This window comes from Nocardia alni (assembly GCF_019038435.1).
Taxonomy (GTDB): domain Bacteria; phylum Actinomycetota; class Actinomycetes; order Mycobacteriales; family Mycobacteriaceae; genus Nocardia; species Nocardia alni.
In genome coordinates this window covers 14,442-40,238 of sequence record NZ_JAGPOX010000092.1, presented here as the reverse complement: position 1 = coordinate 40,238, position 25,797 = coordinate 14,442, and the positions used below count along the sequence as shown (strand labels likewise).

Annotated in this window: 25 protein-coding genes; 12 read left to right on the top strand and 13 right to left on the bottom strand. The window is 67.0% G+C overall.

The genetic code is table 11. The features are described 5' to 3' along the window. Window positions 1–86: 86 nt before the first annotated feature. A complete protein-coding gene (locus JZ791_RS29020; RefSeq protein WP_216898533.1) occupies window positions 87–479 on the bottom strand; it encodes a hypothetical protein in 393 nt (130 codons plus the stop codon). A 246-nt stretch (window positions 480–725) separates the two neighbouring features. Here JZ791_RS29020 and JZ791_RS29015 point away from each other — a divergent pair, with 246 nt between their 5' ends. Together JZ791_RS29015 and JZ791_RS29010 are read left to right on the top strand one after the other, a co-directional pair. Beyond that, the gene (locus JZ791_RS29015; RefSeq protein ID WP_216898532.1) at window positions 726–1,592 is read left to right on the top strand and encodes an SGNH/GDSL hydrolase family protein; all 867 of its coding nucleotides are present in this window, start codon (window positions 726–728) and stop codon (window positions 1,590–1,592) included. 154 nt (window positions 1,593–1,746) lie between these two features. After that, the gene (locus JZ791_RS29010) at window positions 1,747–2,967 is read left to right on the top strand and encodes an acetyl-CoA C-acetyltransferase (protein ID WP_216898531.1); all 1,221 of its coding nucleotides are present in this window, start codon (window positions 1,747–1,749) and stop codon (window positions 2,965–2,967) included. Between the two features lie 224 nt (window positions 2,968–3,191). On the opposite strand, the gene JZ791_RS29005 is transcribed toward JZ791_RS29010, so the two are convergent. After that, entirely contained in the window at window positions 3,192–3,977 is a 786-nt protein-coding gene (locus tag JZ791_RS29005; RefSeq protein WP_216898530.1) for an alpha/beta fold hydrolase, read from the bottom strand. Window positions 3,978–4,069: 92 nt separating this feature from the next. On the opposite strand from JZ791_RS29005, the gene JZ791_RS29000 reads away from it, so the two are divergent. Further along, window positions 4,070–4,408: a DUF1330 domain-containing protein gene (locus JZ791_RS29000; protein ID WP_216898529.1), complete on the top strand. Its 339-nt coding sequence runs from the start codon at window positions 4,070–4,072 to the stop codon at window positions 4,406–4,408. A gap of 63 nt (window positions 4,409–4,471) precedes the next feature. On the opposite strand, the gene JZ791_RS28995 is transcribed toward JZ791_RS29000, so the two are convergent. Then, on the bottom strand, window positions 4,472–5,317 hold the full coding sequence (locus tag JZ791_RS28995; RefSeq protein ID WP_216898528.1) for a Bax inhibitor-1/YccA family protein: 846 nt from the start codon (window positions 5,315–5,317) through the stop codon (window positions 4,472–4,474). Between the two features lie 143 nt (window positions 5,318–5,460). Further along, on the bottom strand, window positions 5,461–6,612 hold the full coding sequence (locus tag JZ791_RS28990; RefSeq protein WP_216898527.1) for a class I SAM-dependent methyltransferase: 1,152 nt from the start codon (window positions 6,610–6,612) through the stop codon (window positions 5,461–5,463). Between the two features lie 287 nt (window positions 6,613–6,899). Between JZ791_RS28990 and JZ791_RS28985 the strand changes: the two genes are divergently transcribed. The 3 genes from JZ791_RS28985 to JZ791_RS28975 all read left to right on the top strand — a co-directional run bounded on the left by JZ791_RS28985 (window position 6,900) and on the right by JZ791_RS28975 (window position 10,046). Next, window positions 6,900–8,432 carry a S10 family peptidase gene (locus tag JZ791_RS28985; protein WP_216898526.1) on the top strand — a complete coding sequence of 511 codons (1,533 nt, stop codon included), beginning with the start codon at window positions 6,900–6,902 and terminating at the stop codon, window positions 8,430–8,432. Between the two features lie 418 nt (window positions 8,433–8,850). Beyond that, on the top strand, window positions 8,851–9,336 hold the full coding sequence (locus JZ791_RS28980) for a DUF6153 family protein (RefSeq protein ID WP_216898525.1): 486 nt from the start codon (window positions 8,851–8,853) through the stop codon (window positions 9,334–9,336). Between the two features lie 89 nt (window positions 9,337–9,425). Then, window positions 9,426–10,046: a DUF305 domain-containing protein gene (locus JZ791_RS28975; protein WP_216898524.1), complete on the top strand. Its 621-nt coding sequence runs from the start codon at window positions 9,426–9,428 to the stop codon at window positions 10,044–10,046. Window positions 10,047–10,123: 77 nt separating this feature from the next. Here the strand turns inward: JZ791_RS28975 and JZ791_RS28970 are convergent, their stop codons facing one another. Next, entirely contained in the window at window positions 10,124–10,411 is a 288-nt protein-coding gene (locus JZ791_RS28970) for a hypothetical protein (protein ID WP_216898535.1), read from the bottom strand. 282 nt (window positions 10,412–10,693) lie between these two features. On the opposite strand from JZ791_RS28970, the gene JZ791_RS28965 reads away from it, so the two are divergent. The 3 genes from JZ791_RS28965 to JZ791_RS28960 all read left to right on the top strand — a co-directional run bounded on the left by JZ791_RS28965 (window position 10,694) and on the right by JZ791_RS28960 (window position 14,487). Then, entirely contained in the window at window positions 10,694–12,124 is a 1,431-nt protein-coding gene (locus tag JZ791_RS28965) for a serine/threonine protein kinase (protein WP_308163137.1), read from the top strand. Further along, complete coding sequence (locus JZ791_RS45335) at window positions 12,040–12,900, top strand: tetratricopeptide repeat protein (protein WP_308163136.1); 861 nt, start codon at window positions 12,040–12,042, stop codon at window positions 12,898–12,900. The genes JZ791_RS28965 and JZ791_RS45335 overlap by 85 nt, the downstream gene beginning before the upstream one ends. 111 nt (window positions 12,901–13,011) lie before the next feature. Next, window positions 13,012–14,487: a GlnX family signal transduction membrane protein gene (locus tag JZ791_RS28960; protein ID WP_216898523.1), complete on the top strand. Its 1,476-nt coding sequence runs from the start codon at window positions 13,012–13,014 to the stop codon at window positions 14,485–14,487. A 91-nt stretch (window positions 14,488–14,578) separates the two neighbouring features. On the opposite strand, the gene JZ791_RS28955 is transcribed toward JZ791_RS28960, so the two are convergent. Continuing rightward, entirely contained in the window at window positions 14,579–15,487 is a 909-nt protein-coding gene (locus JZ791_RS28955; protein WP_216898522.1) for an NADP-dependent oxidoreductase, read from the bottom strand. A gap of 66 nt (window positions 15,488–15,553) precedes the next feature. Between JZ791_RS28955 and JZ791_RS28950 the strand changes: the two genes are divergently transcribed. After that, the gene (locus JZ791_RS28950; protein WP_216898521.1) at window positions 15,554–15,970 is read left to right on the top strand and encodes a winged helix-turn-helix transcriptional regulator; all 417 of its coding nucleotides are present in this window, start codon (window positions 15,554–15,556) and stop codon (window positions 15,968–15,970) included. Between the two features lie 9 nt (window positions 15,971–15,979). Here the strand turns inward: JZ791_RS28950 and JZ791_RS28945 are convergent, their stop codons facing one another. The 3 genes from JZ791_RS28945 to JZ791_RS28935 all read right to left on the bottom strand — a co-directional run bounded on the left by JZ791_RS28945 (window position 15,980) and on the right by JZ791_RS28935 (window position 17,953). Beyond that, entirely contained in the window at window positions 15,980–17,308 is a 1,329-nt protein-coding gene (locus JZ791_RS28945) for a lipase family protein (RefSeq protein ID WP_308163135.1), read from the bottom strand. Then, complete coding sequence (locus JZ791_RS28940) at window positions 17,305–17,520, bottom strand: hypothetical protein (protein ID WP_216898519.1); 216 nt, start codon at window positions 17,518–17,520, stop codon at window positions 17,305–17,307. Before JZ791_RS28940 ends, JZ791_RS28945 begins: the two co-directional genes overlap by 4 nt. A 289-nt stretch (window positions 17,521–17,809) precedes the next feature. Next, window positions 17,810–17,953 (bottom strand): hypothetical protein, encoded by a 144-nt coding sequence (locus JZ791_RS28935; RefSeq protein WP_216898518.1) that lies wholly within the window; start codon window positions 17,951–17,953, stop codon window positions 17,810–17,812. Window positions 17,954–18,818: 865 nt separating this feature from the next. Here JZ791_RS28935 and JZ791_RS28930 point away from each other — a divergent pair. Continuing rightward, window positions 18,819–19,484 (top strand): hypothetical protein, encoded by a 666-nt coding sequence (locus JZ791_RS28930; RefSeq protein ID WP_216898517.1) that lies wholly within the window; start codon window positions 18,819–18,821, stop codon window positions 19,482–19,484. Here JZ791_RS28930 and JZ791_RS28925 read toward each other — a convergent pair. The 3 genes from JZ791_RS28925 to JZ791_RS28915 all read right to left on the bottom strand — a co-directional run bounded on the left by JZ791_RS28925 (window position 19,439) and on the right by JZ791_RS28915 (window position 23,548). Beyond that, a complete protein-coding gene (locus tag JZ791_RS28925) occupies window positions 19,439–20,941 on the bottom strand; it encodes an APC family permease (protein ID WP_438804566.1) in 1,503 nt (500 codons plus the stop codon). The genes JZ791_RS28930 and JZ791_RS28925 overlap by 46 nt on opposite strands. A 98-nt stretch (window positions 20,942–21,039) precedes the next feature. Continuing rightward, the gene (locus JZ791_RS28920) at window positions 21,040–22,206 is read right to left on the bottom strand and encodes a phosphotransferase enzyme family protein (RefSeq protein ID WP_216898515.1); all 1,167 of its coding nucleotides are present in this window, start codon (window positions 22,204–22,206) and stop codon (window positions 21,040–21,042) included. Further along, window positions 22,199–23,548, bottom strand: a complete 1,350-nt coding sequence (locus tag JZ791_RS28915) for a purine-cytosine permease family protein (protein WP_216898514.1) — start codon at window positions 23,546–23,548, stop codon at window positions 22,199–22,201. Before JZ791_RS28915 ends, JZ791_RS28920 begins: the two co-directional genes overlap by 8 nt. Window positions 23,549–23,878: 330 nt before the next feature. Between JZ791_RS28915 and JZ791_RS28910 the strand changes: the two genes are divergently transcribed. Continuing rightward, the gene (locus tag JZ791_RS28910; RefSeq protein ID WP_216898513.1) at window positions 23,879–25,240 is read left to right on the top strand and encodes a glycosyltransferase 87 family protein; all 1,362 of its coding nucleotides are present in this window, start codon (window positions 23,879–23,881) and stop codon (window positions 25,238–25,240) included. On the opposite strand, the gene JZ791_RS28905 is transcribed toward JZ791_RS28910, so the two are convergent. Then, window positions 25,225–25,725, bottom strand: coding sequence for a hypothetical protein (locus JZ791_RS28905; RefSeq protein WP_216898512.1), 501 nt, complete (start codon window positions 25,723–25,725; stop codon window positions 25,225–25,227). The genes JZ791_RS28910 and JZ791_RS28905 overlap by 16 nt on opposite strands. Window positions 25,726–25,797 lie beyond the last annotated feature (72 nt).

Sequence of the window (25,797 nt, the reverse complement as noted above, 5' to 3'; positions counted from 1 at the left end):
CACCCGGGGCGCTGACTCACCCCGCACCCTGAAAACACCGCACCCCGTCCGAATTTCGGACGGGGTGCGGTGTTTTCAGGGTGCGGCTAATAACCCCAGCCCGGGAACATCCAACCCAGCCACGGCATACGCCAACCGCCGAAGCCCTGGAAATTCCCACCGCCGAACTCCGGGAAACGCCAGCCGCCCATACCCGGGAAACGCCAGCCACCGAAGCGGTGACCGCGCCAGCCACCGAAGCCGGGCTCATGCCATCGGCCGAACCCCGACATGCCGGGGTTGTGCCAGTGCGGCGCCATCCAGCCGCGCGCCTGCTGGATCGGTTGAACCGCGGGCCGGCTCGGTGACGCCGGGACCGAGACGACAGGCGCGGCGAACGCGGGCGCCGCGACGACCGTGAGCGGGGCCGTGACCACGGCGAATGCGATGACGACGCGGGATAACGCGCGCCGAACTCGCATCGGAACGAAGCGAGACATCGAAACTCCTATTCACATTGAATATCTGCATTACCTCCGGCCGCCTTGGGATCCGATCCGAAGTCCGTCCCGAGCGGCCGATCATCTAACTACCGTGAATAATGTACCGCTAAACAACGGCACATTCAATAGGTGCATAAGCTCGGAGTGGGCGATCAGTGCTCCGACGGCGCGCATCCGGCAATATGTATGCAGGTGAGCATCGGAATCCCGGCGAGACCAGGGATACCAGAGAGGTTGTTGTCGATGACGCACACGTGGCGCACGCTCGCGGTGACCACCGCCGCGACGGTGGCAGCGGGATCCGGCGCCGGCGGGGCGTCGTGGGCCACCTATCGGCTGCTCATGGCGCAGGCGCAGGCCGCACGCTCGATGATCGGGCGCGATTCGGCGAAGCCGCCGGAGGCCGACGGGGTGTACACGGCCGGATGTACCGCGCCCGAACCGTGGCGCAGCGGCGCACGTGCCGATATCCACCTGATGATCTTCGGTGACTCCACCGCGGCGGGCGTCGGCTGCCGCAGCCCCGAGGAGGTGCCTGGCGTGCGCATCGCGCGCTCCCTGGCCGAGGTGAGCGGGCGGCGAATCCGGCTGAGTACCAAGGCGATATCCGGCGCCACCTCGAAAGGGCTCGCCGGACAGGTGGATGCGATGTTCGTGGCCGGTCCGCCGCCCGACGTCGCGGTGATTCTGGTCGGCGCCAACGACGTCACCAAAAAGCATTCGGTGCTGCGCTCGGCCGATCGGCTGCGGCGGGCGGTGGAACGCCTGCACGCGGCGGGCAGCGTCGTCGTGGTCGGCACCTGCCCGTATCTGGGCGCCGTGGCGGCCATTCCGCAGCCGCTGCGCACCGTGGTGCACAGCTGGAGCATCCGTTTGGCCCGTGCGCAGGCGAGCGCGACCCGGGCGGCGGGCGGGTCGGCGGTGCGGATGGGCGACCTGTTGGCGCGCGACTTCCGCTCCGCTCCGGAGGTCCTTTTCTCCGCCGACGGCTTCCATCCCTCGGCCGCCGGATACGAGCTCGTCGCCAGGCATCTACTCCCGGCAATCCTGCGGGAACTCGACCTCCCCGTGCCGGTGTCGGCGATGCGGACCTCGTCCGTGATGGACTGAACCCACCTGAGCAACACGGAAGCAAACAGGCATAGCCTGAACGCCGAGACCGGATGTCCGGTTCGGATCATGGCGACGTACATTCGGAAGCGCGTTCCCGTACTGCGTATAGATACGGTCGCCTGACCGTGTACCGCCCGACAAAGGAGTCCTCATGCCTGAGGCCGTCATTGTTTCCTTCGCCCGGTCCCCCATCGGGCGCGCCGGGAAGGGCTCACTGGTGAGCATGCGCCCGGACGATCTGGCCACCCAGATGGTCCGCGCCGCGCTGGACAAGGTTCCGGCGCTGGATCCCAAGCAGATCGACGACCTGATCCTCGGCTGCGGCCAGCCCGGCGGCGAGGGCGGCTTCAACATGGCCAAGGTCGTGGCCACCCAGCTGGGCTACGACTACCTGCCCGGCGTCACCCTCAACCGCTACTGCTCCTCCTCGCTGCAGACCACCCGCATGGCCTTCCACGCCATCAAGGCCGGCGAGGGCGACGTCTTCATCTCCGCCGGCGTGGAGACGGTCTCGCGGTTCGCGAAGGGCACCTCCGACGGCTGGCCGGACACCCACAACGCCGCGTTCGCCGAGGCCGAGGCCCGCACCACCAAGCGCGCCGAGGGCGGCTCGGGCGGCTGGACCGACCCGCGCGAGAGCGGCGAGCTGCCGGACATCTACATCGCGATGGGCCAGACCGCCGAGAACGTCGCCCAGTACACCGGCATCTCCCGCGAGGAGCAGGACCACTGGGGCGTGCGGTCGCAGAACCGTGCCGAGGAGGCCATCAAGTCCGGCTTCTTCGAGCGCGAGATCACCCCGGTGACGCTGCCGGACGGCACGGTCGTCTCCACCGACGACGGCCCCCGCGCGGGCACCACCTACGAGAAAATCTCGCAGCTGAAGCCCGTCTTCCGCCCCGACGGCACCATCACCGCCGGTAACGCCTGCCCGCTCAACGACGGCGCCGCCGCGCTGGTCGTCATGAGCGACACCAAGGCCAAGGAGCTGGGCCTGACCCCGCTGGCGCGGATCGTGTCCACCGGCGTCTCGGGCCTGTCGCCCGAGATCATGGGCCTGGGCCCGATCGAAGCGGTCCGCAAGGCGCTGAAGCTCGCGGGCAAGACCATCGACGACATCGACCTCTACGAGATCAACGAGGCGTTCGCGGTGCAGGTCCTGGGCTCCGCGCGCGAGCTGAAGATGGACCTGGACAAGCTGAACGTCTCCGGTGGCGCGATCGCGCTGGGCCACCCGTTCGGCATGACCGGCGCCCGGATCTCCGCCACCCTGATCAACAACCTGCAGACCCACGACAAGCAGTTCGGTCTGGAGACCATGTGCGTCGGCGGCGGGCAGGGCATGGCGATGGTGTTGGAGCGGTTGAGCTGACGCTCGACCGCTGCGGTCGGGGAATTCCGGGGCCATGCCCCCGGACCCCCGAATAGTCGGATAACCCGACGGGAATCCCAAGGCCACGCCCCGGACCCTTATCAGATAACCCGACGAGAGTCCCGGGGCATGCCCGGACCTCAACGATGTGGGCGGCTGTCTCGAGACAGCCGCCCACAGTTGTATGTGGCGCTGAACAGCGCTTGCGCCGAGGCGGGTCCGTTTCAGAAGGTGGTTATGGCTCCGGCGAGGAAGTCTCGTACCAGAGGGCTTGCGACGGAGCGGAATTCTTCGAAGTAGGCGTGGCGGGCGCCTGGGATCAGTGCGTAGCGGGCGCCCGGGATGCGTTCGGCGAGTAGGGGGGCGTTCGCGGATGGGTTGAAGACGTCGTCGGCGCCGTGGACTATCAGGGTGGGGGCGGTGATGTCGGGGAGGGCGTCCCAGGCGTCGTGCCGGTGGCTGGCGATCAGGTGACGGCGCTTGGTGTAGTACGGCATGTCGGGATCGCCCATGGTCTGGTAGGGGCCGGTGGTGCGGGCCAGGTAGGCCGGGGTGTACATCAGTGTGAGCAGGGTCTGCTGGGCGGTCGACGCGGCGGCCAGTGCCCGGCGGATGTCGTTGCCGCGCTCGACGGCGTGCTTGCCGCCGGGCGAGGTGCAGCCGAGGACCAGCGCGCGCACCCGTTCGGGGTACGCGGCCGCCACCCACTGCGCGACCCGGCCACCCATCGATGTGCCGTACACGTCGGCCCGTTCGATACCGAGCTCATTCAGCACGGAGATCACATCGTCGGCGAATCCTGTTGTGCTGTAGACGGTATCGGGCTTATCGCTATCTCCGGTGCCACGATAGTCGATGGTGATCGTGCGATGCGCGTCGTGGAAGTCCTCCCGAATGCCGTCCCACCAGTGGTGGTTGTTCGACTGCCCGGCCAGCAGCACCAACGGGAAACCTTCGCCCGCGGCCTGATACGCGATACGGGTCCCGTCGGTAGCTTCGGCATACGGCATGTGCACGACTCCTTACCTTCCAGGTAATCGACTTCATTCATCCGGCACGGAAACATCAAAGGCGCCAGAGCAATTCACCCGAGGAGCCAGAAATGCCCGCCTACGCCGTCGCTCATCTCCACAACGTCGATGTCAACGCCGAGATCATCGAATACCTCGAGCGTATCGATGCCACGCTCGCGCCGTTCGGCGGGCGCTTCATCGTGCACGGCGGGCGGCAACTCGTCGTCGAGGGGCCCGCCAACGGCAATGTCATCGTGATCGAATTTCCGGATTACGGGGCGGCCGAGGGCTGGTACCAGTCCCCCGAATACCTGGAGATTCTGCCGCTGCGCACGAACAACGCCACCAGCATCGTCATGCTGGCCGAATACTGCGGCAGCGACCATATCGCCACCGATGGGCTCGCCACGAGTGTGTCGCACGCCTGAACACGAACACGCGACGGGTGGCCGCCGAAATCCGGCGACCACCCGTTCGAAGTGCTCGAGCCGCTAGTTGCGCTGCAGGTAGCTGAGCAGGCGCAGGATCTCGAGGTACAGCCAGACCAGTGTGACGGTCAGCCCCAGGGCCACCCGCCAGGCCGCCCGCTCCGGCGCACCGGCGCGGATCAGCTGGTCGGCGGCGTCGAAGTCCAGCAGGAAGCTGAACGCCGCCACGCAGATCACGACCAGGCTGAACACGATCGACATCGCGCCGCCGCTGCGCAGGCCCAGACCGCCGGCGTGGAAGAAGCTGGCGACCAGGTTGCCGAGCATGAGGACGAGCACGCCGATCATGGCCGCGACCATCATGCGGGTGAAGCGCGGCGTGACCCGGATCGCGCCTGTCTTGTAGACCACGAGCATGCCGAAGAACACGCCGAAGGTGCCCAGCACCGCCTCGGCGATCAGACCCGAGCCGCCGACACCGCCGAAGCGCACGTTGGTGAACATGAACGACAGCGCGCCCAGGAACAGACCCTCGAACGCCGCGTAGCTCAGCACGATGGCCGGGTTGTCCTGCTTACGGCCGAAGGACGCGACCATCACCAGCACGAAGCCGACCAGGCCGCCGACGCCCACGAACAAGCCGCCGAGGCTGTTGTTCATCGAGGTCAGCACGTAGGAGATGATCGCCGTGAGAGTGACCACACCGAGGGTGATGCCGGTCTTGGTGACGACGTCATCGATGGTCATCGGCCGGGTGGCCGGGGCCTGCCCATAAGGCTGGTACGGCGCCTGCGGCTGGCCGTACTGGTTGAACTGTCCGGCGCCGGCAGTCGGCGAACCGAACCCCGCATAGCCGCTGCGCTGCTGCTGCGGCAAGTTTCTGAAGATCGGGTTGCTTGAAGTGCGCACCGTCTTGTGCCTTTCCGGAAGTCGCGGTCCACGGCTATCGTGGCCGTTCTGAGTATCCAACGTGCCGCTGGGAATACAAGTTCCCATTCGGATGAAAACGGACCAACACGACCCTACCGTTCGATGATCACCTCGTGCGCGGATCAATCGGGGCGCGCGCCCCGCAGTCCTCGCACCGACCGTGTCACCGTGAACTTGCGATTACGCCCCACGACATCGGTCTTACCGACGAACCGCTCCACCACTCCCCGATAATTCAGATGTGAGTTGTACACCGTCCACAGCTCGCCACCGGGACGCAAGACTCGCCCGGTCTCGGTGAACATCTTGATCGCCGATCCGGTGTGCACCGCCGCCCCGATGTGGAACGGCGGATTGCACAGCACCAGGTCCGCGCTGTTGTCGCCGATCGCGGACATCGCGTCGTCGCGCACGACCGTCACCCGGTCGGCGACGCCGTTGGCGGCGGCCGTGGCCCGCGCCGAGGCTACGGCCGCCGCGGACTGATCCGTGCCGACCACGGTCAGATGCGGCCGCGCCTTCGCCAGCGCGACGGCGAGAATGCCTGTGCCGCACCCCAGATCGATCGCCTGGTGCGCGTCGGGCTTCATCCGCCGCAGATGTTCGATCAGGAAGCGGGTGCCCAGGTCCAGCCGCGGACCGGAGAACGCCGCGCCGTGCGCGACCACCTCGAGGTCCAGCTCCTCGAGCTGCTCGCGGATCGGATAGGGCACGGGGCCAGGAGATTTGGGATCGCGCGCGGTGAGAATGCGCGACTTCTGCCGCCCCCGGCTCGCCTGCACCGACGAGAACGATTCGGCCAGAACGTCGTTCATCGCCGGAGTCAGGTACTTGTCGCGCGCCCCGGCGAACACTCGCACGCCCGGATCGGCGTATCGAGCGATGGCGTCGGCGATCTCGGCGAGGCCGGACAGCGCCCGCGGCAGCCGCAGCAGCACCACCCGCACCCCCTCGAGCAGTTCGCGGCCCAGGGCGTGGGCGGTATAGCGATCGGCCAGCCCGACCGCACGGGCGTTGTTGGCCAGGGCGAGTTCGCCGGTGAGCAGGTCCTGATGCACCCGCACCCGGCGCAGGTCGTGCGCGGCGACGGCGCCCAGGGTGAGCGCGCCGTATCCGTCGTCGATCACCGCGACGCCGCCGTCGCCCGCGACCGCGAGCGCGTCGGCGGCGACATCGAGAATCAGCCGGTCGGCGGCGTCGACCGCATAGAGATTCACCGCCTCCACATCGGGGTATCGCCGTAGCCGGCCCAGCACGTCGTCGACCTCTTGCACCCCTACAGTGTGCTAGATCGTTGCCGCACCGTCACGCCCACCCCGTTGGTTACTCCTTCAACATCCGTACCAGCCATAACATCCCGGTGCCGTGCACGGCGGGTCGGCGCACGCTGCTGGGAGGTTGCTCCAACCCGTTCCCGGAGTACTCACAGATTCCTCTGGCGCGGACCGTCCGGCACTTGTAGGCTGAGCCCCATACATGGCAGCTCGGCCAGGGGGTCGTTCGAAAAAAGCAGCGCCCCAAACGATTTGCTGTCTCGAATCGAACTATGGGGTGGTTTTCGATGAGTACCGATCAACCGTTCGCCGATCCCGTCGCCTATGGCAGCGGCCCGGACGACAACATCACCGACACCACCGAGGCCGCGGCCGTCACCCATCACACGATCACCCTCGGCGGGCGCGAGATCGCCTACACCGCAACGGCCGGACATCTCGTCACGGTCGATCCGAGCGAATCCACACCGAACGCGAAGTTCTTCTACGTCGCGTTCACCGAGGACGGCCAGTCGGAACAGTCGCGTCCGGTCACCTTCTTCTACAACGGCGGCCCCGGCTCGTCGTCGGTCTTCGTACTGCTCGGCTCGTTCGCACCGCGCCGGATCAAGACCGATATGCCGAGTTTCACTCCGCCCGCACCGTATTCGATGGAGGACAACCCGGATTCCCTGCTCGACAAGAGCGATCTGGTGTTCATCAATCCGGTCGGCACCGGGTACTCCGCGGCCATCGCACCGCACAAGAATCGCGAGTTCTGGGGCACCGACACCGACGCCACCTCGCTGAAGGATTTCATCAAGCGGTATCTGACCAAGAACAGCCGCTGGAACTCCCCGAAATACCTGTTCGGCGAGTCGTACGGCACCCCGCGCAGCTGCGTGCTCGCGTACATGCTGCACGAGGACGGCGTCGACCTCAACGGCGTCACCCTGCAGTCCTCGATCCTGGACTATCGCACCTCGGGCAACGCGGTCGGCATTCTGCCGACCGCCGCCGCCGACGCGTGGTACCACAAGCGCCAGAGCCTCACCCCTCCCCCCGCCGACCTCACGGCCCTCGCCGCCGAGGTCGAGCAGTTCGCCAGCGGCCCGTATACCACCGCGCTGCAAGCATTTCCGAATCCCGATCCGGCCACGGTGGACAAGCTCGTCGCGTATACCGGCATCGACAAGAACACCCTGACATCGTGGAGTCTGGCCGTCGGCCAACCTTTCCTGACCACCCTGCTGGCCGATAAGAGCCTGGCCCTCGGCGCGTACGACGGCCGGGTGACAGGGATCGACTCGGGTATCGCGGGCAACATCCAATCCAACTCCGGCGGCAACGATCCGACGATGGCGGCGGTATCCGGCGTCTACACCACGATGTGGAACGTCTACCTCAACGAGCAGCTGAAGTACACCTCGACCTCGGACTTCGTCGACCTCAACGACGCGGTTTTCCAGAATTGGGACTACACCCACGTCGACCCGACCGGCGCGAAACAGCCCGCCGCGGCCGGGGCGCTGTACACCGCAGGCGATCTGGCAGCCCTGATGGCGATCAACGTCGACCTGAAGGTGTTGTCCGCCAACGGGTATTACGACTACGTGACCCCGTTCTATCAGACGGTGCTCGACCTGTTGAACATGCCGCTGGCAGACGCGGCCATCCGCAAGAATCTGACCACCCGCTTCTACCCGTCCGGCCACATGATCTACCTGGACGGCAACTCGCGCACGGCCCTCAGGCAGGATCTGGCCCAGCTGTACGACGCGACGACCCATGATGTCGAGGCGGTGAGCCGGATCCTCGCCCTCCAGCAGAGCAAGAGCTGAGCGGATCATGCCCAGGGCCGGCGCCGATGGTCACCAGGCGGCTCATTGTGCCTTGGATCCCATCGACGCCGGTCGTATCCGAGCAGTGCCCGGCAGGCCGAACGGCAACCACCGAGCACCACTGGGTATTCGAAGTCATCTCGGCCTCGGATCGGTCGGCACCCCGAATACCCCGGCCGACTGGCGCCACCCTGCGTGCCTCCGGCTGGGATCCACGTCGCCTCCCTCGGCCCGACGTGGATCCCAGCCGGAGGCACGCCGGGCCGACTCAGTCCATGATCGCGGCCGGTTCCGGGGCGACCGAGGGTGAAACGCGGCCCTTGGGCATACCGGCGGCGGCGATCGTCATGACCAATGCCATGGGCTACTCGGCCACATACCTGCCAGGGGTATCTGACAGTCCGCTAGACTGTCGACCGTGAACGCCGGGCTCCGACACCTCGCCCCCGGATATGTCCGGGCGGCGGGCTTGCTGGTGCTGCTGGCGGGTGTCGCGATCATGCACATCCTGGTTGTCGCCCCGTCTCATCACATGTCCGGAGATGCTGCGGCGCAGACGATCAGCGTCCAGACCAGGATGATGGACCACATCACGCCGACCGGTGACCACGTCATGTCGAGTCGTGACACAGCGACGTCCGCAAATGCGATGGCTGGTCAGCCCATGCCCGCGCGCACCGGGCTCGGCTGCGACGGCTGCGGATGCGGGATGCACGGCGGCATGCACGCCTGCGTATTCATTCTCACCCTGCTGGCATTGACGCTGGGGCTGGTTCTTCTCGGGCGCATCGGGGCAGATCCATACGCAGGCGCCCGGACCGCGCGGCACCGGTTGTCCCGGCGCACCCGCCCACCACCGTGGACCATGCCCTCTCTGGCCGAATTATCGATTCTGCGGATCTGATGCACCGCCGCATCGGCGTGAACCCCACGCGGATGCGGGTTTTCGGTACTCATCACCCGCCGAATCGGCAACTCCCCAGGAGGACAACCATGCTCGCACGCCGTACCCGAATCACCCTGGCCGGCACCGGAATCGCCGCCGCCCTGCTCATCGCGGGCTGTAGCAACAACTCCGGCGGATCATCCGGCACGCCCAGCTCGACGGCGACTACGCCGGGCACGAGCCAGGCTTCCGCGACCGGTAAGCCCACCCGCACCGACTTCAACGATGCCGACGTCACCTTCCTGCAGATGATGTATCCACATCACGCACAGGCGATCGACATGGCGAAGATGGTGCCGGGCAAATCGCAGAATCAGCAGCTGCTGACGCTGGCGGCGAATATCGAGAAGGCGCAGGCCCCGGAGATGGCGAAGTTCGCCGACCTGCTGCACAGCTTCGGCAAGCCCACCCCCTCTACGACGATGGATCACCCCATGGACGGTGTCATGTCGCAGGATCAGATGACGGCGCTACAGAACGCGACCGGCCACGCCTTCGACACGATGTGGCTGAAGATGATGATCGCGCACCACCAGGGCGCCGTCACGATGTCGAACACCGAACTGGCGAGCGGCGTGAACCCCGACGCGAAGACGCTGGCGCACAACATCATCACCAACCAGCAGGCGGAGATCCAGCAGATGCAAGGCATGCTCACGCAAGGCTGACACACACTGAACGAAGGTCCCCCGACATACCGGAACCGGTCGGCTCCGGGGACCTTCGTTCACTGTCGGCAGCGGGATCAGCTGCCGATGACAGCGTTCATGATCGTTCCGGCGCTCGTGGCCACGCCGCCGCCGATCATCGCGCCCGCGACCATCTTGGGCGACTCCAGACCGCCGCCGCTCCACTTCTCCCAGGCGAACCTGCCGCCGCCGTAGGTGACCGCGGTGACGCCGGACAGCAGGACGAACCAGGTGAAGTACCGGACCATTTTGAGCAGCTTGTCCGCCGCCGGGGGCGTCTCCGGGGTGGGGTTGCCGACCTGGGCCAGCACCGTCGTATACATCTCGTGTGCGGCGAGAACCATGCTCACGTTCGTTGTCCTCTCGGATGCTGAGGTGATGCTGGTGTGGCCACCCGAGACGTTGACTCCCGGAGGTGGCGGGGGCAAGCAGGCAGAACTCGTCGATCACGATCATTCAACCGTATTTGCCGCCTGTCCCGCAGGCAGACACACCAAATCCGCGCTCGACACGCGGAAAATCCCGCTCCGATAAACTTACGGGCTGTTTACGCTCACCTCTGGCAGCATGTGGATTACCGGGTGGGGAGGAGTTCCACGCGGGCTTGGGCAATGGAACGGGTTTGTGTGGTGGCACGCTGTGAGCAGCCGGATTGCACCGGAACCATCGAGGACGGCTACTGCGACGTCTGCGGGCTCGCACCCGAACCCGCCGCAGCGTCCACCCCGGCCACCATCGGATCCACCCCGAGCGGCATCTCCCGGCGCTCGACCCGCCGCAGCTCGAGCCGCTCGCGCTCGACCCGCAGCGCCCGCTCCAACCGCGGCCACCTCGGCGCGGGGCTGGTCACCATCGCGCCGGTGCCCTACCGCGACCCCTCGACCGCGATCCTGACCGATCCACAGGTCCCCGAGCACGACCGGTTCTGCAGCCGGTGCGGCAACCCGATCGGCCGGGGGCACGACGGGGTCGCCGGACGCAGCGAGGGCTTCTGCGCGCACTGCGGCGCCGGATTCTCCTTCGCCCCGAAACTCTCGCCGGGCGATCTGGTCGCCGGGCAGTACGAGGTGCTCGGCGCTCTGGCGCACGGCGGCCTGGGCTGGATCTATCTGGCTCGGGACCGCAACGTCAGCGACCGGTGGGTGGTACTCAAGGGCCTGCTGGACAGCGGCGACAGCGACGCCATGGCCGCCGCGGTGGCCGAGCGGCAATTCCTGGCCACCGTCGAGCACCCGAATATCGTCAAGATCTACAACTTCGTCCAGCATCCCGATCCGCGCAGCGGTGAGCTGGTCGGTTACATCGTGATGGAGTATGTCGGCGGGGTATCGCTGAAGGAGTTGCGGTCCAATCGCAACGGGACCGGTCGGCTCGAACCGCTGCCGCCCGCACAGTCTTTGGCCTACATGCTCGAAATCCTGCCCGCCATGGGCTATCTGCACTCGCTGGGCCTGCTCTACTGTGATTTCAAGCCGGACAACGTCATCCAGTGCGAGGAACGCCTCGAACTGATCGACCTGGGCGCGGTGCGCCGAATGGACGACCAGGAGAGCGTCGGTTTCAAGACCGACGGCTACTGCGCACCGGAACTCGAGGCCGAGGGCTCCTCGATCGAATCGGACCTCTACACCATCGGGCGCACGCTGGCGGTGCTGACGTTCAACTTCGACTACCGCAAGCGGTATCTGCACGAGCTGCCACCGGCGACGGACATACCCGTACTGCAACAACATCCGTCGTTCGAGCGGCTGCTGCTGCGCGCCACCGCGCCCGCGCCGGGCGACCGCTTCGGTTCGGCGTCCGAGATGGCCGAACAGCTCACCGGGGTGCTGCGCGAGGTGGTGGCGGCCGAAGACGGTGTGCCGCACCCCGCGCCCTCACCGACGTTCGGCGCCGAGCGTGGGGTGTTCGGCGCCGATCCCCGGGACTGCCCACCCCGCTCGCCCCCGCCGCGGTGGCACGGAATCTGCCGGTGCCCCTGGTGGATACGGCCGATCCGGCCGCGCGCCGACTGGCCACCATCAGCGGTGATCCGGCGCGCATGGTCGCGATGCTGACCGCCGTGCCCGATCAGACCTACGAGGTGTGTCTGGCACTGGTGCGGGCGCGCTTGGAGTCCGGCGACATCGCCACAGCCACAGCCGAACTCGATCAGTGGGAGGCCACCGAGGCCACCGATTGGCGGATCGTGTGGCATCGCGGTTTGGCGGCGCTCACCAGCGGCGATACCGATGCAGCCCTGGAATGTTTCGACGAAATCTACGATCTCCTGCCCGGTGAGGCCGCGCCCAAACTCGCCCTGGCCGCATCCCTCGAATGCGGCGGCGACCCCGCCTCCGCGGGTGAGCTCTACCGGCTCGTATGGCGGACCGATCCGAATTACCCCAGCGCCGGGTTCGGTCTGGCGCGAACCCTGATGGCCAAGGGTGATTTCGATGGTGCGATCGCCACGGTGGAATCGGTGCCCGAGACCTCGAACCATCACGTGTCGGCTCGCCTCGCGGCGGTGCGCATCCGGGTGCATGCGGCGGCAGCCACGTCGGGCCGGGAGTATCTGGCGACCGCGGGACAGCGGTTGGAAGAACTGGATCTGGAACCGGAGCGTAAGGCGCACTTCGAAATTCAGGTTCTCGACGCGGCCCGTGCGCTCGTGTCAGCGCACAACGGCGCACCCACCGATCTGCGTGTGCTCGACTGCCCACTGGAAGAACGGCCCCTGCGCCGCGCCCTGGAGACCCAGTACCGCACACTCGCCCGCTTGACTCCCGACAAACGCAGCCGCCGCGATCTGGTCACCCGCGCCAACCAGATACGTCCGCTGACCTGGTTCTGACGCACCGCAAGCCTCGACACCTGATGAAGGATCCGATGTGAACATCGTCCAACCCCGGACCGGTCATCCCGGCGTGCGTTCGGAATCGGCGCCGAAGTCGGGGGTGCGCTCATGGTGACCGCCGCACCGCTCCGACCGGAGTCCGGCCATGACGAACAAACGGGCCCTCGCGGCCCGTTGACCGTGATCGGCGCGCGGCTGCCGGGGCGCGGAGACCATCCGGCGTGGATCCGGCTGCTCGCGATCGTCGCGATCGTCGCGGCGTTCGGGGCGGCAGTCACGATCGCGCTCGGAGCCGGGTCGATTCGCGGCGGGATCGATTCGCTCGGCCACCACACCGCACCGGGCGTCGCGGCTACCGAGGATATGGCCTCCGCGCTCGCCGATATGGATTCACAGATCGGGAATCTGCTTCTGGCGGGCGACGATCCGGCCCTGGCGGTCACCCGGGCGACCGCGCTGCGAACATATGAGCAGTGCCGGGTACAGGCCGGTGACGACCTGCGCCTTGCCACCACCGTCGCCGGCGGCGACTCCGCCACCCAGGCCACCTTGAGCAGCATATTCGACCATTTCGGCCAGTACGAGGCACTGGCGGCGAACATCCAACTGCTGGACGCCTCCGAGCACAATCCGGCGGGCCATCCCTCGCCCGACATCCTGAACGAGTATCGGCAGGCCACCGATCTGATGGCGACCACGCTGGGGACCATCCAGGATCTCACTCACGCCAACAACAATGTGCTGCAAAGCGCTTACACCGCGACACGACACGATTCGGTCGTCACGGATGCGTGGCTGGGCGTATTCGCGGTGGTGTTGTTCGCCGCGCTGATCGGCTTGCAGGTCATGCTGCGCCTGACCATGCGCCGCCTGCTCAACCCCGCGCTGCTGGTGGCGACCGTCCTGGCGCTGGTGCTCGTGATCGGCGGCGCGATCGCCACCACCCAGGCCGGTACCCAGTTGAGGATCGCCAAACAGGATGCCTTCGATTCGCTGCTCATAGTGGAGCAGGCGCGTGCGATCGGATTCGACGCCAACGCCGACGAGAGCCGGTATCTGGTTGATCCGACCCGTGCCCAGCAATACGAGCCGGCGTTCTTCACCAAGTCGCAGGTACTGGCACAGGTGGACGCGAGCACTTTTGCGCAGTACTACCCGGCCCTCACCACGGCCATGGGCACCTTCATCGATGGAAACGGCCTGACGATCGGTGGGTTGTTCGGCGACGAACTGCACAACATCGACTTCCTCGGCGAGGACATTTCCGCGCGCGCCACGCTGGCTGCCTACCATACCTACCAGCAAGACGACACGATCTTCCGCGCGCAGGCGGAAACCAATCTGCAGCAAGCGATCTCGTTCTACACCAGTACCGACTACGGATCCTCCGACGGCGACTTCGCGGCCTACAACATCCAGCTGAACTCCGTGACCGACGTGAACCAGCATGCCTTCGACGCGGCCATCCCGGCCGGAATCAATGACCTCGGCGGCTGGACCGACTGGATCCCCTACGCGCTGTTCGCCCTGATCACGATCGCAGCATTCCTCGGCATCCGGCCGCGTCTGGCGGAATACCGATAGAGGTATCCGGCCTGACGCTGCATTTTCCCGCTCCGGCAGTCCGGAAACCGCGAAATCGGGTCGCATAATGCAGCGGGAGGCCGGTTCTCTCCTATACGCCAGCGATCCACGGGGTCAAGACGATCTTGCCGCGGACGCGGCCCGACTCGCTGAGCTTGTGGGCCTCGGCGACATCCGCGAGCGGCATCACCCGCGCGATGTCGACACGCAATTTCCCCTGTGCGGCCAGGTTTCCGAGTTCGTGGGCGTCCGTGCCGCTGGGCGTCACATAGAACCGGACGTAGCGCGGATCGCCCTCGGCGTCCGAGCCCTGCGCATCGATATAGCGTCCGTCCGCCCGTAGCGTGCGCAGCGAACGCTGCCCGTAGTCACCACCGATCAGGTCCAGCACGACGTCGACCTCATGCACCGCCTCGGCGAAATCGACCACGGTGTAGTCGATCAACTCGTCCGCGCCGAGGGAGCGCAGGAATACATGGTTGACCGTGCGGGCGGTGCCGATCACGTACGCCCCGCGGGCCTTGGCGATCTGCACGGCCAGGTGACCGACACCGCCCGCCGCCGCGTGGATCAGGATCCGTTGTCCGGCACGCAGATCCGCCAGAGCCTGCCAGGCCGTCAACGCGGCGGTCGGCAGGGCCGCCGCGTCGGCGTCGTCCAGTCGGCCGGGTCGAATCGCCAGAAGATTCGCCGGTACCGCGACGTATTCCGCGTAGGCCCCGAAGCGAGTGAGGAACATGCCGAAAACCTGGTCGCCGGGCCGCAATTCGGTGACATCGCCGACCGCCTCGACCACGGTCCCCGAGACGTCGAACCCCAGTGTGAAGGGGGGCTCGCCGAGCCTGGTCACCTCTCCCGACCGCAGCTTCCAGTCGGCCGGATTCACCGAGGTGGCCGTTACCCGCACCAGGACCTCCCCCGGCCCGGGCGTCGGGCGCGGGACCTCGACGGTCTCGAGGACGTCCGGACCACCGAATCTGTTCTGAGTGATTGCTCGCATATCAGTGATTCTGTTGCGGGTAGTATCCGTTGGGAAGTAGGCACTTTTTCGATACCGAGGTACCTGATGGATACTGTCGATCGCTGGCTCGACCCGTCCGATCTCGTCGACAGCTATGTGCACCGCTGTCCAGCACGGGAGTTGCTCGCCGTACTGGCCGACAAGTGGGTGCTGCTGGTGCTGGGCGTCCTGCGCGCGAGCGACGGCCCGGTTCGGTTCAACGCCTTGCGCCGGCGTCTGGACGGGATCACTCAGAAGATGCTCACCCAGACTTTGCGCACCCTCGAGCGAGAGGGCCTGGTGCACCGCGCTGTCTACCCGACCGTCCCTCCGCGCGTGGAATATTCGCTGACCGAGCTGGGCCGGGATCTGGGGCGGATCACCCACGCCATGGGTATGTGGATCGTCGCCCATCAGGAGCAACTGAGCACCGCCCGTGTGGAATTCGACGAGCGCGAGGCGCAACTGCCGCAGCCGGTGTAGCGGCGTCGGTCAGCTCGGCAGGCTCTCGACCGGGGTCCACGGTGCCGGATCATCGACGGTCACAGCATCTTTCGCACGGATCGGACGGCCCGTGAGCAGACGCGCGGTGAGCCCGGCCAGCTCCCTGTGCCCGCGCAGCGCCGCCCGGGTCGTCGACACCGACCACACGGTCGTCGTGCCGCTCGGTGCGGGCACGCCGGCGAACCTGTCGGCGATCCAGTCCACCATGACCGGGACTCCGAGGAACTGGAGCGGCAGATGCCGGCTGAGGCGGTCGCGCAGGTACCACACCCGCGCGCCCGCGGTGACGTAGCGCCGTACCAGAGCATCGACATCGGCGACGGCCACCACCTCGTCGTTGACTGCCTGGAGCACCAGCAGCGGCATCTCAGGGGCCGTGCCGCCCGGGCGGATGTCGTGGATGATCGACTGAAGATCCGACGTGCGGATCAGCGCCCGAACCCCACGCTCGGAATGTTTGTCCGCATCGCGACGCGCCAGGCGCACCAACAGTGGAAGTGTCGCGCTCACTTCGGCTTTCGCCAGCATCGCCAGATATTCCGGATCCAGGTTCGCACGCAGGATCGGATCCAGGCTCGGATAGCCCCGGCGCAGACCCGCGAGGAACACCATGGCGAATCCGGCGAAGAGCGTCCCGTTGAGGCGTACGAAGGCCGCGCCCGGATCGCCGACCGGGGATCCGGCGACCGCACCGACGATACGCAGTTCCGGCGCGTACTCGGCGGCGAGTTCGGCGGCCCAGACGGTGGCCAGGCCCCCGCCCGAATAACCCCACAGCGCAACGGATGTGCGCGGGCTCAGCCCGAGCGGCGCGAACCGCAGCGCCGCACGAACACCGTCCAACGCCCGGTACCCGGGCTCGCGCGCCACGCCGAACCGTCCGCCGCTGCCGCCGTGATCGGGCACCGACACCACCCACCCACGCGCCAGGGCGGCGGCGATCAGCGGCAACTCCAACTGCGGTATCGCCCCGAGCGCCCGCGCTCCCCGGCGCAGCGCGTACGACGGGAAACATTGCGGCGCAATGGCATCGATCGCACATTGGAAGGAGACCACGGGCCGGGACGCAGTTGCGCCACCGCGTGTCGGGTCGGCGCCTCGTGGCACCAGCACGGTGGTCACCGCGGCCTCGGGCGTACCGTCCCGATCCCGGCTGCGATAGAGCAACTGCCAGGCCGAAACACGCACCGGCACGGCGCCGAACACCGCCGGCTCGATCACCCGGCTGCGCAGCACCGTACCCGGTGCGCACTGCTCGAATCCGGCGGGCGGGCGGTGGAACGGGTCGCGGTCGGGGCGCAGCGGCCGGACTGTCACAGTCGACCACCGCCGCCGACCAGCCACGGATTGAACGTGCGCACGAGCGCGGGATGGGCGACGGGATCCAGGGCACGCGGCACGATCGACACCGCCCGAGGCGAATACATCAGATGATCGGACAGATCCTGCTCGCATCCGTCCTGCAGGGTGACATCGTGCACCGCCGCGCCGGGCCCGGCGCGCAGGAACGCCATATCGATCGGATTCATCACCTTTTGCCCACCTTGTCTGCGCCGCCGTCGAATTTCAGATACTGCTCGGTGACCGGTGCGCCATGAGAATACGCGACGAAGTCGACTTTATCAGCACGATCCACCGTGCGCGCCCGGCCCATGAATTCGCCCAGCTACATTATGGACTGTACGATCGGACCGGCCTGTAAACTCCGGCCAGGATCGCTCCGACGCCGCCACCGACGAATGTTTCCGCGCGTCCGAAATTGAATGTGTAGACGTAGCCCGCCCGAGCCAGAACCGGTGACATGGCGGCCAAATCGTCCTACGCGTTCAGCCAGGTGCCGTGCACCAACACGATCGGGTGCGGATGTGCGGCCGACGGGGTGCAGTTCCAGCCATTCGCGTCCGGCGGCGACGCGTCCGGATGGGTGGGGCTGTAGGCGAATGTGGCCAGGTACGAGGACATTTCTGGGCACGTGCCGACGGTGTCCGAGGCTCTGCTGCGCACGGCCGCACCGGGACTGCCGGAATCAACGATCGGCCGGACCGGCTGCCCCGTCGCATCCGGCGGCAGCCCCGCGACCATATAATCGGCGAATTGTTGTTCCGTTACAGGATTTTTCGGTCGACATGCGGAACGCCTACGGCGAAATTTATCGCGAGTACGGCCGCGCAGGCCGATACCATAGCGCCGAATACACCCCGGCAATTCTCCGCTGCCCAATTCTGTGCGTATTGCGACCTTCCAGGGGCTCACATCGAACCTCACCTCCGGTCTGGGGTCCGCGGCACAGGCTGCACAACTGCCGGACGGGCGCTTTCTCGAGGTCCTTCCCGCCATTCACGGCTGCGCGAAATCCACGTCCACTCCCACACCTTCAGCTATCGGCTACACCGGAGCGCGGAACCGACCGGCGCCGATCCGGGTGGTCCGAACGGCTCACAACTCCACCTCGCCAGCGCTCGGCTCCGTTGCGCGCCGGGCGCCCGTGTCGATGGTTCACTCCGCTGCGCTCGACTCATGGCTGCCCGGCCGCGGCCCTCACCATGCACCGGCTGAGCCCGGACGCGCGTCGGCCGACCAGACATCACGCACCGACTGAGCCTGTACAGCAATCGACCAGCGCCGAACCGCCCATAGGGAACATTTCGACCATATCGCCGAGTGATCATGATTATCAGCACAATTGCTTCGATCGGCCCAAATTCGGCGGCCCATCCTGTAGAGAATTCGGTTGCTAAAAGGTAGCCTTTCAGTAGCCGGGGTGGTTGTCCGCCCGGCCACCTCCGTATGTGGGGTGCTGATCTGCGTCGGGGAAGCGGGTAGAACGATGGCAACTACTGGACAGCTCAGGGCGGCACTGGCGATTCTGCACGCCGACGTCGATACCGTCACCGAACAGGTCTGGGACCAGGTGATGAGCGGCGACGACATCTCCGGAGTGGAACATGCCATGCTGGCGGGCCTGCTCTACCGCGTGGTCGGCGCGGAAATGAGACGTTCGCTCGCCTCCGCCCCCGACGTCGGCACACTGGAGGACAGAGCCCGCGCGTCCGGGCCGAGCGCGGTCGCCGTACCCGGCGAGGATCTACACGGCCAGGCTCATTTCGAGGCGTACTGGCTGACCGACCGCATCGCCGAGCTGTACCGCGGCCTCCCCACGGTGCCCCTGCCGCTGGCCGCCGCGGTCTACACCTCCGAGGTCACCCGCACCCTGCTGCGCATCCATCGCGACATGCTCGGCAACGCCCACCCCAACGCCGCGCATTCGGGCTGGAACACCGTCATGGAACAGCTCGACCACGCCCGCGCCCTGGCGCACACCGCCCACGCGGCCTCGGAAACCGTCCCCCAGCAGGCATTTCCCATGGGCAGGGGCCCGCGGCGCGACATCCCCGACCCCGGCCTCCCGCAGCGGGGCGTCGCCGTCATCACCGAACAGCGGGGAGTTCAGTCCCGAGAACCCTTGCGCAGCAGCGAGTGTCGCACCCCATAGGTGAAGTACAGCCCGAACCCGACGATCATCCAGATCACGAACCGCAGCCAGGTCTCCACCGACAGGTTCAGCATCAGCCACGCGCAGGCCAGCACCGCCAGGATCGGAACGAGCGGCACCAGCGGCACCCGGAACCCGCGCGGCAGATCCGGTCGGGTGCGGCGCAGGATCAGCACGCCCACCGACACCAGGACGAAGGCGAACAGCGTCCCGATGTTCACCATCTCCTCGAGCGTCCCGAACTGCACGAACCCTGCCAGCACCGCGCAGACCACCCCGACGATCACGGTGATCCGCACCGGCGTGCCCTTGGATCCGGTGTGCGCCAGCGCACGCGGCAGCAGCCCGTCGCGCGCCATCGCGTACAGCACGCGGGTCTGGCCCAGGAACAGCACCATCACCACGGTGGTCAGACCGGCCAGCGCGCCGATGGAGATGAGGTTCTTCGCCCAGGTCACCCCGTGAACCGCGAATGCGGTGGCGAGAGTGGCGTCCTTACCCGACAGATCGGTGTAGGGCACCATGCCGGTCAGCACCAGCGACACCACCACGTACAGCACGGTCACGATGGCCAGTGAACCGAGAATGCCGCGCGGGACGTTGCGCTGCGGATTCTTCGTCTCCTCGGCGGCAGTGGCGACGACGTCGAAGCCGATGAAGGCGAAGAAGACCAAGCTCGCCGCGGCCAGCAGGCCGTACCAACCGAAGTTGCTGCCGCTCGAGCCGGTCAGCAACTCGAACAGCGTCCGGTGCACGCCCGAACCGCCGCTCGCCGACTGTGGCGGGGGAATGAAAGGCTTCAGATTCGAGGCCTTGAAGTAGTACAGACCGACGACCACCACGACCGCGATCACGGCGAGCTTGATCGCTACCGCCACGGCCGACACGCGCGAGGACACCTTGGTACCGATCGCCAGCAGCACCGTGAGCACCGCGATCAGCAGCACCGACCCCCAGTCGAAGGACACCGAACCGAACTGCGCGACCGGGGAATGCGACCCCATCACATTGCCCAGATACTGCGACCAGCCCTTGGCCACCACCGAGACGGCCAGGGCGAGCTCGAGAATCAGATCCCAGCCGATGATCCACGCGATCAACTCGCCGAAGGTCGCGTAGGAGAAGGTGTAGGCGCTGCCGGCCACCGGAACCGTGGAGGCGAACTCGGCGTAGCACAGCGCGGTGAGCCCGCAGGCGATGGCGGCGAAGACGAAGGCCAGCGAGACCGACGGACCGGCGACGGCGCCCGCGGTCTGCGCGGTGAGCGTGAAGATACCGGCGCCGACCACCACGGCCACACCGAAGATGGTCAGATCCCACGCGGTGAGGTCCTTGCGGAGTCTGGTGTCCGGCTCGTCGGTGTCGCGCAACGACTGCTCCACCGATTTGGTCGCGCGCAGAGCCCTCCATCGGCTAGCCGATACATTGCCGGTGACCCGCTGCCCTGGCTCCGGGATAGCCAACCATCTCTCCTTCATCTGTGGGCGTCGCCGCGCCACATTCACGTGCCGACAGAATTTAGCAGTCCACGGGCGTGACCCGAGTCTCTGGGTTGCTACAACGATGCCAGGTGGCCGAGAAGCTCGAGAAATGCATGTCCACCTGATGATTCCGCCCAATGCAGGTGTCCCATCAGATAGCTGCGATAGGCGATTTCGGCGTTGTCGCGGTTCGATTCGGGCAACACCGACAGGAAGTAGTCGATCTCGGAGAGTTCGTAGCGCACATGCGCCAAGGGGAAGATCTCGGGCAGGATCACGCGTTCGCGGGAAGTAAGCGGGCGAACCTCGCGGTACCCGCGCAGGAAGGCCGCCAACTGCTCGGCGTGGATCTGTGCGGAACCGCTGTCGCGCAGGGCGATCCAGTCGACGGCGAAACGTTCGATCGCAACGGCCAGGTCGAACACGGCGGCGGTGCGGTTGGCGAGGCCGAAGTCGAAGACCGAGGTGATCTCGTCACCGCTCCACAGCAGGTTGGTGCCGTGCCAATCGTTGTGTGTCCACAGCGGTTCCAGGTCCGACGCCTCGACCGCGCGCGGGGCGGCGCCGAGGTCCGCGCGCCAGTCCCGCTCGGACAGGAATTCCGCCACCGCGGGCCGGGCGGCGGCGTGCTGTTCGATCGCGGCGACCGGATCGGTGCACAGCGCGGCCAACAGCGGACGCGTCGGCCGGGCGGGTGCGTCGTAACCCCGCGCGGCCCGGTGCATCCGCGCGAGCATGCGTCCGGCGGCCTCGGCGTGCGCGCGCGAGCGGTAGGGAGACCAGGAGAACGCGCTGCGATACGCATCGGCCCCCGCACCCGGTCGCTGGAATTCGTAGCTGAATTCCCCGCTCGTGCGCGACCACACCGCCGGAATCGGCATCCCCTGCGCCCGAAGGTGATCCATGAACGCGTGTTCCTCGGCCAGCGCGTCGTCGTCACGCAGCGCGACCGGCATGCGCTTCACCACGACTGTCGTACCGTCGGCCATACGCACCTCGCCTGTCGACGACAGCGGGCGTGGGCTGCGCCAGGTGATATCCACGGCCTGCGCAGCTGTCCACCGAGCCGATATCCCCTCCGCGGCAGGCCCTCCGGCACCGGCTGCGGATCCCGGCCGAGGACATGCCGGGATCACGGGAGTCGAAGCCAGGACCTCGTTGATCTCGCGCAGTGTCAGCGACGGCCAGTCGGGCTCGACCAAAGGGGTCGTGCCCATGCCGAAGACCAGGTCGTCACCCACGTCCGCGGGTGACGCGACGTTCGAGGAGTACCAGCACGCCGGTCGCCAGGCCCGCGACGACGAAGGAGAACAGCGACGCCGAGGACCACCAGCCCGGATGCACGCCCAGCGCGTCCTGGACATGGCCCCACAACCGCGCCCACCAGCCGATCGACCCCGGGTTGAGCAGCTGATAGACCACGAAACCCAGCGCCCAGGGCACCAGCATGAGCGGCCGCGCCGGAGCGTCCTGATCCAGATTCCACCGGCTGCGCTCGCCGGACCGCGCGAAATAGTCGACCACCAGCACCGCGCACAACGGCACGAACACCGAACCGATCAGCAGCAGGAAATTCGAGAAGCCGGTGAAATCGTGCACACCCAGCGCGAGCACCGTGGCCAGCGCGCCGACCGCACCCGCCAGAATCCGCCGGTCCACCCGGGGCAGCAGATTCTGGATCGACATCGCCGTGGAGTACACGTTGGCGAAGGACTGATCCGATTCGCGCAGTACCAGCACCGCGAAGAACACCCACCCGGCCGCGACGCCCATGAAGGTGTCGAAGATCTTGTCCGGATCGCCGCCGACCTGGATCAGCGCGATCACCCCGAGCAGATAGCACCAGCTCTGCGCCACCGAGTAGCCCAGCATGGCCGCACCCGAGGACGCGCGCGCGGTCCGGGCGTGCCGTGAGTAGTCCGCGGCCAGGGGTACGAACGACACCGCGACGGCCAGCGCGGTGTCCACGCCGGGAAAGAAGCCGCTCCACGAGGTCCCCGACACGTGCGGCAGCGGATGCCGCAGCAGCTGCACGGTGAAGTACAGCAGCGAGATCGCGACGGCGACCGTAACATACCGCCGCAGAATGTGCAGCACCCGCAGCGGCCAGATGGACATCGCGGTGCACAGCACCCCCGCCGCGATGATCACCGGCGCGTGCGGGGCCTTCCCGTGGGTCAGCGCGAGCACACCGCCCGAGATCACCGTCAGCTCGTACACACCCCACCCGATGCACTGCACGATATTGGCGATCGTCGGCAGATAGGACAGCCTCGTCCCGAACAGCCCGCGGAAATTCGCCATCGCCGGGGCGCCCGTCCGTGTGCCCACCGCACCGGCCGCGGCCACCATGGCGGTCCCGAGCACTGTCCCCAGAATCGTCGCCAGCAGCGCCCCCGAGATCGGCAACTGTGGATGACCTGCCGGTTTGAGCACGTAGAGCGCCCCGGTGAACCCGATGAGGCTGACCCCGAGGTTGGCCCAGAACGCGGTTTGGTCGGCGAACGACAGGCTGCGTGGCACCTCGGTGGTGAGCACCAGCGGCGCATCGCCGGTCTGCCGATCCGTTCGAATAATCGTCATAGCGTCCCTGATCGTACGGTCCGATACGTGTCGCGTTTGTCCCTCTCTGTCGGCGCACCCGCGGCCGAATGGGGAAACTCCCTGCTCACACCCCATCCCGCGGGCGAAGATATACGACCGTCGCGGCCCCTCACTCGTCTTGATCAACCGAACATCCGCCCGCGACTCCACGGGCGGACCTCTAGTCGATCGGGAGGCCGCGTCGATGTGGTGATCTAGAACACGTTCCGGGTAGGAGCCGTCCTGGTCGGGCCGTGACGGTGCCGCTCATGCGGAGCCGCGGACGGTGGGTTCGTTTGCGGGCGGGGTGAGCAGGTAACCTCATTGCGGATGGTTAGTGTTCCGGCATCCGCACGTCAGCAGCCTGTGCCCCGGTCGTTTCGGCGGGTCTTCTGGCTGATTCCGCCGACCCTGATTGCCGTATCGGTGATCTGGTTGATGCACCCGAGCTTCCCGTTGCAACCGATCAGTCGTGTCTATATCGACCTACAGGTGTATCGGGAGGGCGTGCAGGCCGCGATCCACGGCGCGAACATGTACGGGACGCTGCCGAAGACCACGCTGGGCATCGGGCTGCCGTTCATCTATCCGCCGTTCGCGGCGCTGGCGCTGGGCCCCTTCGCGCTGATCCCATGGAACCCCGCGCGCGTGGGGTTCTTCGCCCTGTCGGTGGCTTCGCTGACGATCACGCTCTATCTGGTGGTGCGGCGGCTGTGGGGCGTGCGCGGCATCGAGTTGGCACTGTGGGCGACGGCCTGTGCCGTGCCACTGGGCGTGCTGCTGGAGCCGGTTCACTCGACGCTGGACTTCGGCCAGGTCAACCTGGTCCTGATGGTTCTGGTAGCGGTCGACTGCCTGTCCGAGCGGCCGGTCTGGAAGCGCGGAATCCTGGTCGGCCTCGCCGCCGCGATCAAGCTGACGCCCGCCGCATTCGTGTTGTACTTCCTGATCCGCCGCGACTACAAGGCCGCGATCACCGCCGCGATCACCGGCGTCGTGGCGACCGCGCTGGCCTGGGTGCTGATGCCGGGCGAATCGGTGCGGTACTGGTTCGGCGGGATGGGCAACGTGTCGGGCCTGAGCGGTTCGGCGTTCAAAACCAACCAGTCGATCCAGGGCGTGCTGGCTCGCTTTCAGGTGCCCGAGCCGGCGTTCACCGCGCTGTGGGCGGTGCTGAGCCTGGCCCTGCTGGTCCTGACCGTCGCCGCGATGCGCCGCGCGGCGGACAACCCACCGCTGGCGATGTCCTTCAACGCCGTGTTCACCCTGCTGGTGTCCCCCATCTCATGGTCCCACCACTGGGTCTGGATCGCCCCCGCACTGCTGGCCGCCTTCGGCGCGGCCGGGCGGCTGCCCGCGCGCAAGGCCGTGCTCTGGTACGCCCTGCTGCTGTTCACCGCGTGGGACTTCGTCTACGGCCCCTCGAACCGCGAGCCGGGCGACGGCAACCGCGAATTCTCCTGGACCCTGTGGCAGCACATCGTCGGTGACTCCTACGTGTGGCTGAGCGTGCTGCTGGTGATCCTGTACGTGGTATTCACCGCCAAGCCGGCCGACTCCGAGCCTCTGTTCCCGGACTCGTTGCGCACGTTGCGTTCCCGGGTGGCCTCGGCGCCTGGGTCGGCTCAGCAGCCCGACCCGGTCCTCGCGCCCTCTCCGTCGGCGTCGCAGCCGAGTCAGTCTTCGACGTAGTTCTTCTCCCGGGTCGTGACGGTGACGCCCCGGGAGGTGAGCGCGGTCAGCAGCGCATCGGCGTTCGGGCCCTTGACGGCTCGGTAGCGCGTGCCGCTGACGCGCAGGAGGATGCCGAGGACCTCGGGCTCACCCGCCGAATTCCGGGTGATGCGGAACTGCTCGACGTCCGCCAGTGCCGCACTGCGGATTCGGCCGTCGTAGCGGCGCAGCGTCAAGGTCGTTCCGGCGGAATCGTTTTCGACGCGCAATCCGACGATCAGCCTGCGAACGTGCAGATAATCCAGCAACCCGCCGAGCACCCCGACCACCAGGCAGCTCACGAACGCCCAGGCCCCGATCCTGTCCCCGCGCGCCGCGACAAGCAGTGCCACACCGAGCACCCCGCACAGCAGTAACCACGGTCGAATGATCCGCCAGGCGCTGAACGAGCCGCTATCGGCCCGCCACTCCGGATCCTGGTCCCCACGCTCCAATTTGTTCACCCTCCCCCGATTGTGGACTCCCCGAACGACACTCGTCGCCCACCATAGCCCACGTTCCGCGACCGGCAGCCC